The sequence below is a fragment of the Burkholderia sp. Ac-20392 genome (assembly GCF_017104585.1).
Classification (GTDB): Bacteria; Pseudomonadota; Gammaproteobacteria; order Burkholderiales; family Burkholderiaceae; genus Burkholderia; species Burkholderia lata.
Genome location: NZ_JAAGPB010000694.1, coordinates 1 through 3,429, shown reverse-complemented (window position 1 = coordinate 3,429; position 3,429 = coordinate 1). Strand labels below are relative to the sequence as shown.

4 protein-coding genes are annotated in these 3,429 nt (G+C 68.3%); all 4 read left to right on the top strand.

Annotated elements, in window-relative coordinates:
• The coding region (locus G3N99_RS36915; protein WP_241012041.1) for a sugar ABC transporter permease at window positions 1-827 on the top strand (827 nt) is incomplete at its 5' end.
• Window positions 815-1,654, top strand: coding sequence for a carbohydrate ABC transporter permease (locus G3N99_RS36910; RefSeq protein WP_206124825.1), 840 nt, complete (start codon window positions 815-817; stop codon window positions 1,652-1,654). The genes G3N99_RS36915 and G3N99_RS36910, both read left to right, overlap by 13 nt.
• A gap of 10 nt (window positions 1,655-1,664) precedes the next feature.
• Window positions 1,665-2,699 (top strand): NAD(P)-dependent alcohol dehydrogenase, encoded by a 1,035-nt coding sequence (locus tag G3N99_RS36905; RefSeq protein ID WP_174942762.1) that lies wholly within the window; start codon window positions 1,665-1,667, stop codon window positions 2,697-2,699.
• A gap of 3 nt (window positions 2,700-2,702) precedes the next feature.
• The coding region (locus G3N99_RS36900) for an ATP-binding cassette domain-containing protein (RefSeq protein ID WP_206124824.1) at window positions 2,703-3,429 on the top strand (727 nt) is incomplete at its 3' end.

Below are 3,429 nucleotides of genomic sequence, written 5' to 3'. Positions count from 1 at the left end.
TCGCGCTGCTCGCGGTCCTGAGCCTCGTCCCGACCGTCGCCGCGATCAACCTCGCGCTGCGCAACCGCGTGCTGCGCTACCCGGACAGCGAATACGTCGGCCTGCGCAACTTCATCCGGCTCGCATCCGACCGGCGTTTCCTGAACGCGATCGAAGTGTCGGTGCTGTGGGAAGTCGTCACGGTGGCCGGCGCGGTGCTGGTCGGGATCGCGCTGGCCGTGTTCCTGTTCGAGCGCGTGCACGGCCGCTGGCGCCGCTTCGCATCGCTGGTGCTGATCATGCCGGTGCTGCTGCCGCGCGTGTCGGCCGCGTTCATCTGGAAGTTCATGTACGCGCCGCTCACCGGCGTCCTGAGCTGGCTGCTCGGGATCCTCGGTATCGAGAACACCGCGTTCCTCGCCGATCCGCATCTCGCGCTGTACGCGGTCGCGCTCGTCGACGTGTGGCAATGGGGGCTGTTCTTCGCGGTCGTGATCCTGAAGCTGCTGGAGACGCTGCCGCCCGAGCCGCTCGAAGCCGCGCGGCTCGACTACGCGACGACGTGGCAGGTGCATGCGTACATCGCGCTGCCGATGCTGAAGGCGCCGCTCGTGAGCCTCGTGTTCATCAAGATGGTCGAATCGCTGCGCTCGTTCGACCTGATCTACGTGATGACCAAGGGCGGCCCCGGCATCGCGACCGAAACGCTCGACCTGTACGCGTACCAGCAGGGCATCGGCCTCGCCGGCAAGGTGTCCTATGCGTCGAGCATGGCCGTGCTGATGATGATCGCGACCACGCTCGTCTTCACGCTCATCTGGAAGAGGGTCAACAAATGGGACGACTGATGGCCCGCCGCGGCGCCGCCGCGACCGTTTCGAACCTGTCGACCGCCGTGATCGCCGGCGCGATCCTGCTCGTCGCCGCGTTCCCGCTGTTCTGGGCCGTGCTCAATTCGCTCAAGCACCTGCTCGACATCGTCACGCCCACGCCGCGCTTCATCTTCACGCCGACGCTCGCGAACTACGAGCAGGTGCTGTCGAGCCCCGAGGTGCTGATCGGGCTCGGCAACAGCATCGCGATCGTCGGCGCGGCCGTGCTGATCGGTGCGGTGCTCGGCGTGCCGGCCGCGTATGCGATCGCACGTTACCCGATACGCGGCAAGCGCGACATCCAGTTCTTCCTGCTGTCGCTGCGCTTCCTGCCGCCGGTCGCGGTCGCGCTGCCGCTGATCGCGATCTGGGTCGATCTCGGGCTGTACGACACGAAGCTGTCGATGATCGTCACGTACCTGCTCGTCACGCTGTCGACCATCACGTGGCTGTCGATCCCCGTGTTCCGCCGGCTGCCGCGCGAGATCGAGGAAGCCGCCGCGCTCGACGGCTACGGCCCGTACGCGGTGTTCTGGCACATCGCGCTGCCGGTGTGCGCGAGCACGCTGCTCGGCGGCATCGTGTTCAGCTTCGTGCTGGTGTGGAACGAACTGATGATCGCGCTCGCGCTCACTTCATCGCGCAGCGCGACGCTGCCGGTGGTCGCGTCCGCGTTCACGTCGCTCGGCCAGGAAGTGCCGTGGGGCGTGATCAACGCGTCGACGGTGCTGCTCGCGCTGCCGCCGCTCGTGTTCGTCGGCATGCTCAGCCGCCTGCTCAATTCGATGGTCAAGGGAAAATAAGGAGGATGTGTTGAAAGCGCTCGTACTCGAACGCACGCGCGAGCTCGCGCTGCGCGACATCGACTTGCCGCAGGCAGTCGGCCCCGGCGACGTCCGGATCAAGGTGCATACGGTCGGCGTGTGCGGCAGCGACGTGCATTACTACGTCCACGGCGGGATCGGCCCGTTCCGCGTCGACGCGCCGATGGTGCTCGGCCACGAGGCGTCCGGCATCGTCGTTGAAACAGGCGCCGGCGTCACGCACCTGCGGGTCGGCGACCGCGTGTGCATGGAGCCCGGCGTGCCGCGCTTCGATTCGCCCGCGACGCTGCGCGGGCTCTACAACCTCGATCCCGACGTGCGCTTCTGGGCGACGCCTCCCATCCACGGCTGCCTGACGCCGTACGTCGTGCATCCGGCCGCGTTCACGTACCGGCTGCCCGACACCGTGTCGTTCGCCGAAGGCGCGATCGTCGAGCCGCTGTCGATCGGCCTGCAGGCCGCGAAGAAGGCGGCGATGAAGCCGGGCGACCTCGCGGTCGTGATCGGCGCCGGCACGATCGGCGCGATGACGGCCCTTGCCGCGCTCGCCGGCGGCGCCGCGCGCGTGATCCTCGCCGACGTCGTGCCCGACAAGCTCGCGCTGTTCGCCGACAACCCGGCCGTCACGACCGTCGACGTACGCACGCAGCCGCTCGCCGACGTGGTGGCCCAGGCCACGGACGGCTGGGGCGCGGACGTCGTGTTCGAAGCCAGCGGTAGCGCGAACGCGTACGCGGGCCTCGTCGACCTGATGTGCCCGGGCGGCTGCGCGGTGCTGATCGGGATGCCGGTCGCCCCGGTGCCGCTCGACGTGGTCGCGCTGCAGGCGAAGGAAGGCCGCATCGAATCGGTGTTCCGCTACGCGAACATCTTTCCGCGCGCGCTCGCGCTGATCGCGTCCGGCGCGATCGACGTGAAGCCGTTCATCTCGCGCACGTTCCCGTTTTCCGAAGGCGTGCGCGCATTCGAGGAAGCGGCGAGCGGCCACCCGCGCGACGTCAAGATTCAGATCGAAATGGATTGAGCCATGGCCCAGATCACCTGCAAGGCTTTGTCGAAGCACTACGACGGCGGCCCCGCCGTGCTGCACCCGCTCGACCTCGAGATCGCCGACGGCGAATTCATCGTGCTGCTCGGCCCGTCCGGCTGCGGCAAGTCGACGATGCTGCGGATGATCGCGGGTCTCGAGGCGATCACCGGCGGCGAGCTCGTGATCGGCGACGCGGTCGTCAACGACCTGCCGTCGCGCGAGCGCAATGTCGCGATGGTGTTCCAGAACTACGCGCTGTACCCGCACATGACGGTGTACGACAACATCGCGTTCGGCCTGCGACGGCTGAAGGTGCCGGCCGACGAGATCGACCGCCGCGTGCGCGACGTCGCGCGCATCCTGAGCCTCGACGCGCTGCTCGACCGCCGTCCGCGCGCGATGTCGGGCGGCCAGCAGCAGCGCGCGGCGATCGCGCGCGCGATGATCAAGACGCCCGCCGTGTTCCTGTTCGACGAGCCGCTGTCGAACCTCGACGCGAAGCTGCGCACGCAGTTGCGCGGCGACATCAAGCGGCTGCATCAACGGCTGAAGACGACCACGCTGTACGTCACGCACGACCAGCTCGAGGCGATGACGCTCGCCGACCGCGTCGTGCTGATGCGCGGCGGCCACATCGAGCAGATCGGCACGCCGGCCGACCTGTACGGGCAGCCGCACACGCTCTTCGCCGCCGGCTTCGTCGGCACCCCGGCGATGAACTTCA

Coding starts and splice junctions, on each gene's coding strand:
- G3N99_RS36910 (WP_206124825.1), top strand. CDS start 815: ATGGGACGACTGATGGCCCGCCGCGGCGCCGCCGCGACCGTTTCGAAC.